This window comes from Streptomyces niphimycinicus (assembly GCF_018883605.1).
In the GTDB taxonomy this organism is placed as follows: domain Bacteria; phylum Actinomycetota; class Actinomycetes; order Streptomycetales; family Streptomycetaceae; genus Streptomyces; species Streptomyces niphimycinicus.
The window spans coordinates 1-6,130 of the sequence record NZ_JAHLEM010000633.1 but is presented as its reverse complement, the minus strand read 5'-3'; the positions used below and the strand labels follow the sequence as shown (position 1 = coordinate 6,130).

Annotated in this window: 5 protein-coding genes; 2 read left to right on the top strand and 3 right to left on the bottom strand. The window is 70.3% G+C overall.

All coding sequences use genetic code 11. The features are described from left to right. Together KN815_RS38435 and KN815_RS38430 are read left to right on the top strand one after the other, a co-directional pair. Window positions 1-956, top strand: a 956-nt coding sequence (locus tag KN815_RS38435) for an alpha/beta hydrolase (protein ID WP_216346448.1), incomplete at its 5' end; no start/stop codon positions are given. Window positions 957-1,091: 135 nt separating this feature from the next. Further along, window positions 1,092-2,696, top strand: coding sequence for an alpha/beta hydrolase (locus tag KN815_RS38430; protein ID WP_216346447.1), 1,605 nt, complete (start codon window positions 1,092-1,094; stop codon window positions 2,694-2,696). Between the two features lie 80 nt (window positions 2,697-2,776). Here KN815_RS38430 and moeZ read toward each other — a convergent pair whose 3' ends face one another. The 3 genes from moeZ to KN815_RS38415 all read right to left on the bottom strand — a co-directional run bounded on the left by moeZ (window position 2,777) and on the right by KN815_RS38415 (window position 5,866). Continuing rightward, window positions 2,777-3,955 (bottom strand): adenylyltransferase/sulfurtransferase MoeZ, encoded by a 1,179-nt coding sequence (moeZ, locus tag KN815_RS38425; protein WP_078643444.1) that lies wholly within the window; start codon window positions 3,953-3,955, stop codon window positions 2,777-2,779. An 85-nt stretch (window positions 3,956-4,040) separates the two neighbouring features. Further along, the gene (locus KN815_RS38420; RefSeq protein WP_216346446.1) at window positions 4,041-4,808 is read right to left on the bottom strand and encodes a spherulation-specific family 4 protein; all 768 of its coding nucleotides are present in this window, start codon (window positions 4,806-4,808) and stop codon (window positions 4,041-4,043) included. Next, window positions 4,796-5,866 (bottom strand): SDR family oxidoreductase, encoded by a 1,071-nt coding sequence (locus tag KN815_RS38415; RefSeq protein ID WP_216346445.1) that lies wholly within the window; start codon window positions 5,864-5,866, stop codon window positions 4,796-4,798. Before KN815_RS38415 ends, KN815_RS38420 begins: the two co-directional genes overlap by 13 nt. Window positions 5,867-6,130: the final 264 nt, after the last annotated feature.

Here is a 6,130-nt window from a genome sequence, read left to right as displayed (position 1 = left end):
AGAACTCCGGCACGATCCTGCCCTACGTCGGTACCACCAACGCCGCCCGCGACATGGACCTCATGCGGCGCGTCCTCGGCGACAAGAAGATGCACTACTTCGGCGTCTCCTACGGCACCGAACTCGGCGGCGTCTACGCCCATCTGTATCCGAAGCAGGTGGGGCGCGCCCTCTTCGACGGGGTCGTGGACCCCATGCAGACACCCGAACAGGGCGCGCTCGCCCAGGCCAAGGGATTTCAGCGCGCGCTGAGCGACTATCTGAAGGCATGCCCCAAGAGCAGCGTCTATAGCTGCCCCACCCAGCCCCGGATCCGCTCGCTGCTGAAGCGGCTCGACAGCCATCCGGTGCGCGGCTACGGCGGCCGGAAGCTGACCGAGTCCCTGGCCGACGGCGGTATCGCGCAGTCCCTGTACTCCCGGGACTACTGGCAGTACCTCACCCAGGGGATCGCGGGCGCCCAACAGGGCGACGGCAGGATCCTGCTGGCCCTGGGCGACGCCTTGAACGGGCGCGGCCCGGACGGCCGCTACAGCACCCTTCAGTCCGCGCTGACCGCCATCACCTGCGCCGACTTCAAGCAGCGCTATACGGTCGCGGACATCCAGCGGAAGCTTCCCGCCTTCCATAAGGTCTCCCCCGTCTTCGGCGACATGATGGCGTGGGGCCTGACGCAGTGCACCGACTGGCCGGTCCACGGCGCCTGGACCACACCCGACGTGAGCGCCAAGGGGTCCGCCCCGATCCTGGTCGTCGGCAACACCGGTGACCCGGCCACCCCGTACGAGGGCGCGGGGCGGATGGCGAAGGAGCTGGGGCCCGGGGTCGGGGTCGAGCTCACCTACAAGGGCGAGGGCCATGGGGCGTACGACAGCGGCAACGCCTGCGTCCGAAAGACCGTCAACGCCTATCTGCTCCAGGGCAAGGTGCCGCAGAAGGGCAAGGTCTGCGGCTAGGTGTGCAGTCCGGCGGATCTTCGCGACGGGACCTGGTCCCGGGTCCGCGCCCGGACCCGCCGCCCCGCGAACCGTGATGGCATTGAGAAGAACTACGGACGATTCCGCCCCCGTCTCCTCATAGGATCTCCGGATATGCCGAGTACCACACGCACCATACGGACCAGGGCGCTGGTCTCCATGACCGCCATGGTCACCCTCATCGCCGTCGCGGGCTGCGACGGAGACGGGGGAAGCGAGCAGGGCAAGGCGTCGACCAAGCCCTCGGCGCCGGCCCCGGCCGCGCCCTCCGACTCCGAGCTGCCCGGCTCGCTCACCGCTCAGAAGCTCAACTGGTCGTCCTGCCCTGCCCCGACCGCGATCCAGGGCACCGGTGAGAAGCCGGGAGATGAGTGGGAATGCGCCACGCTCAAGGCGCCGCTGGACTACGCGAAACCCAAGGGCGAGACGATCGATCTGGCCATGATCCGCGCCAAGGCGAACGGGCCGGGCAAGCGCATCGGCTCCCTGGTCTTCAATTTCGGCGGACCCGGCGGCTCCGGTGTCTCCTCGCTCCCCGGTTTCGCCGCCGACTACGACACCTTGCGCTCCCGCTATGACCTGGTGAGCTTCGATCCGCGCGGGGTCGGGGAGAGCGCCGGGGTGATCTGCCAGAGCGACAAGGAGATCGACGCCTCCGACTCCGTCGACGGCACTCCGGACAACGACGCCGAGGTCAAGACGGCGATGGCGGACGCCAAGGAGTTCATCAAGGGCTGCCAGAAGCGCTCCGGCACGGTGCTCGCCCATGTGGACACCGTGAGCGCCGCCCGCGATATGGACCTCATGCGGCAGGTGCTCGGCGACGACAAGCTGTCGTACTTCGGCATCTCCTACGGCACCGAACTCGGCGGCGTCTACGCCCATCTCTTCCCCAGCCGGGTGGGACGCGCGGTCCTGGACGCCGTGGTCGACCCCACCGAGGACCCCGAGCAGGGCTCCTACGGCCAGGCGAAGGGCTTCCAGCTCGCGCTGGACAACTACCTGAAGGACTGCGCCAAGAAGGGCGCGGCCTGCCCGACCGGCGGCGACCCGGCGGCCGGTACGGACCGGATCGTCGACTTCCTGAAGCGGCTCGACAAGAAGCCGCTGTCCACCGAGAGCGGCCGCAAACTCACCCAGGGCGGGGCGCTGGGCGGGATCGCCGCCGCGCTCTACGACAAGGAGAGCTGGAAGTATCTGACGATCGGGCTTCAGGAGGCGATGCAGCTCGACGAGGGCAATCTGCTGCTCGCCATGTCGGATTCGATGTCCGGCCGCGACGACGACGGCCACTACAGCAATATCAACGCCGCCAATGCCGCCATCAACTGCGTGGACGACAGGCAGCGCTACACGGTGACCGATGTGAAGGCGCAGTTGCCGCGCTTCCGTAAGGCGTCACCGGTCTTCGGCGAGTATCTGGCCTGGGGCCTGCTCGGCTGCACCGGCTGGCCGGTGGACGGCACCACGGACACCCCGGACGTCAGCGCCAAGGGCTCGGCGCCGATCCTCGTGGTCGGCAACACCGGCGACCCGGCCACCCCGTACGAGGGGGCGCGGAAGATGGTCGAGGAGCTGGGCCAGGGCGTGGGCGTCGAGGTCACCTACAAGGGGCAGGGCCATGGCGCGTACAACAGCGGCAACGCCTGTATGACGAAGACCGTGAACGCCTATCTGCTGGACGGGAAGGTGCCCGCGGGCGGCACGACCTGCCGGTAAGGGGCTCATGGAACGGCAAGGGGGCCGGATCCGCCGTCGGTGCGGCGGGTCCGGCCCCTGGTGCGCGGTGCGTCAGGAGATCAGTAGACCGGCTTGTCGGGCTCGATCTGGTTGACCCAGCCGATCACGCCGCCGCCCACATGGACGGCGTCGGAGAAGCCCGCGGACTTCAGGACGGCCAGGACCTCCGCCGACCGGACACCCGTCTTGCAATGCAAGACGATCTTCTTGTCCTGCGGAAGGTCCTGGAGGGCGCCGCCCATCAGGAAGTCGTTCTTCGGGATCAGCCGGGCGCCGGGGATCGAGACGATCTCGTACTCGTTCGGCTCGCGGACATCGATGACGTCGATGTTCTCCCCGTCGTCCATCCACTCCTTGAGCTGCTTGGGAGTGATCGTCGAACCGGCCGCCGCCTCCTGGGCCTCCTCCGACACCACACCGCAGAACGCCTCGTAGTCGATCAGCTCGGTGACGGTCGGGTTCGGACCGCAGACCGCGCAGTCGGGGTCCTTGCGGACCTTGACCTGGCGGTAGGTCATCTCCAGGGCGTCGTAGATCATCAGACGCCCGACCAGCGGGTCGCCGGTGCCGGTGAGCACCTTGATGGCCTCGGTGACCTGGATCGAGCCGATGGAGGCGCACAGCACGCCCAGCACGCCGCCCTCGGCGCAGGAGGGGACCATGCCCGGCGGCGGGGGCTCCGGGTACAGGCAGCGGTAGCAGGGGCCGTGCTCGGACCAGAAGACCGACGCCTGGCCGTCGAAGCGGTAGATCGAGCCCCACACGTACGGCTTGTTCAGCAGCACGCACGCGTCGTTGACCAGATAGCGGGTGGCGAAGTTGTCGGTGCCGTCCACGATCAGGTCGTACTGGGAGAAGATCTCCATCACGTTGTCCGCCTCGAGGCGGCCCTCGTGCAGCACGACGTTGACATACGGGTTGATGCCCAGGACCGAGTCACGGGCGGACTCCGCCTTGGGGCGGCCGATGTCCGCCTGGCTGTGGATGATCTGGCGCTGGAGATTGGACTCGTCGACCTCGTCGAACTCCACGATGCCGAGCGTGCCCACGCCGGCCGCGGCGAGGTACATCAGGGCCGGAGAGCCGAGGCCGCCCGCGCCCACACAGAGCACCTTGGCGTTCTTCAGCCGCTTCTGCCCGTCCATCCCGACATCCGGGATGATCAGATGGCGTGAGTACCTGCGGACCTCGTCGACGGTGAGCTCGGAAGCCGGCTCGACCAGCGGTGGCAGCGACACGGGGACTCCGTAAGGGAAGGGAGCTAACGGTTCACCCCCGCGTGAGCGGGGAGGTTTTCTTCTCGTAACACTGCCACGCCCCATCTCATTCCATGACACGTGGTCCGAGTCGCGAGACGATTTCGTCCCAGTAGCCGGGCAGGGCCTTCCAGGGGGAATCCGCGCAGGTCCGCCCCTCAGGGTGGGCCGTACGGTCGGTGAAGTAGATCGTGCCCGCGCCCTGCCAGCGGGCGATCCTCAGCGCTTCCTCGAGATGGCGGCGGGGAACGCCGTGCACCTGGTGGCAGAACCGTTCGGGCGGATACCCCGCCGTCCACTCGGCCACCTGGGACCAGCGGTAGTCCGCCCATGAACCCCGGAAGGTCACGAGCTGATCGGCGAGCTCCAGATAGCCCTCATGCGGGTGGATGCCCTGGCCGAGCACCAGATACGCCCCGCCCAGCAGCGCCCGCAGCGTGGCCACCGTACGGCGGACGTCCGGCAGGCCGGGGCGGTCCACCGGGCAGCGGTCCAGACAGAAGCCGTCGACCTGGTACCAGTCCAGGAAGTGGTTCGCGTCACTGATCAGCTCGCCGAAGGGGCGGGTGCCGCACCGCAGGTCGAGGTGGCCCAGCACCCGTACGCCCGTGGCGCGCAGCCTCGACGCCGCCGTAAGGCAGTGCGGATCCCTGCTCGTGCCGGGGCCGCGGGAGACGTTGAGGACCGCCCAGTGCAGGGGCGTGCCGGGGCGGGTGAGCTCGGCCCACTCGGTGGGCGCGACCAGGGGGTGGGCGTAGCCGGGCACTCCGAAGCCCAGCCGGTCGGCGGTGGCCTGGGCGTCCTGCGAGGGGCCCGCGGGGATCAGATGCGACATGCCGCCTCCATCCAGATGTCGGCGAGCGACTCCTCCAGTGGGATCCGGGAGCGCCAGCCGAGCCGGTCGCGGGCGGTGCGCACATCGGCCTGCTGCCAACTGCCGCAGCCGTCCGGATAGGGATAGGTGGTCGCGTTGCCGGCGCCGCCCGGGCCGCCGCCGTGCTCGGCCGCCGCCTGGGAGTGAGCGGGCGCGTGGCCGTGCGCGGTGGCATGGGCGTGGGCCGTGCCATGCGGGTGGGCCGTGCCATGGGGGTGGGCGGGCGCCGGGATATGGCCGGCGGCGGCCGGGACGCGCCCCGGCGGGGCGTCGATCTCGTGCAGGGCGCCGCCGAAGCCCGCGACCCTGGCGAGCACGGAGGCCGCCTCGCGGAGCCGTACGGCGCGCCCGCTGCCGATGTTGACGACGCCCTGCGCGGCCGACAGGGAGGCCGCGTGGACGGCCCGCGCCACGTCCCGTACGTCCACGAAGTCGCGCTGTACGCCGAGGCCGCTCAGCTTGAGTTCGCTCTCCCCGGACTGCATCGCGCGCCGCATCGCCTCCGCGAGCCGCCCCAGCGGCGAACCGGCCGGAGTGCCGGGCCCCACGGGCGAGAAGACGCGCAGCACCACCGCGTCGAGACCGGAGCCCAGCACCAGCTCGGTCGCGGCGAGCTTGCTCACGCCGTACGGGCCGCCGGGGCGCGGCACGGCGTCCTCGGCGGTCGACGAGCCGGGCTGCGAGGGCCCGTACTCGGCGGAGCAGCCGATCTGGACGAGGCGGGCGCCGCAGCCGCTGCGGCGCAGCGACTCGCAGACGGTCGCCACGGCGACGGTGTTGTGCCGGGTGAGCTCGCGCGCCCCGCCGCGGGTCGCCCCGGCGCAGTTGATCACGACGCCGGGGTGGACCGCGTTGAGGAAGCGGGTGAGCGCGCCGGGGCTGCCGTTGGAGAGGTCGAACCGCACATCGGCGTCATCGCCGCGGCCGAGCGCGGTGAGCTGGACGGCGGGGTCGGCGAGCAGGTGTTCGGCGACATAGCGGCCGAGAAATCCGCCGGATCCGAGCAACAGGACTCTCATCGGTCGCGCCTCCCCGTACGGGCGCGCTGATCGGTCGTGTCGCAGCTCATGTGGTTGCTCCTCGGACTAAGTGAGGCGGAAGGACGGGGGGTGGCGGGTTCGGTGAGCGCCTTATGGGGCGCGGTTCGTAGCGGTGCCGGTGATACGAGCGGTACGGGCGGTACGCGCGCCGGGGCCGCCGTGGGCGGAGGCCCGGCACAGGGCACCGAACGCGTGGATCAGCAGCGCGAGCGCGGCGGCGCCGCAGGCGGCCGCGGGGATGGC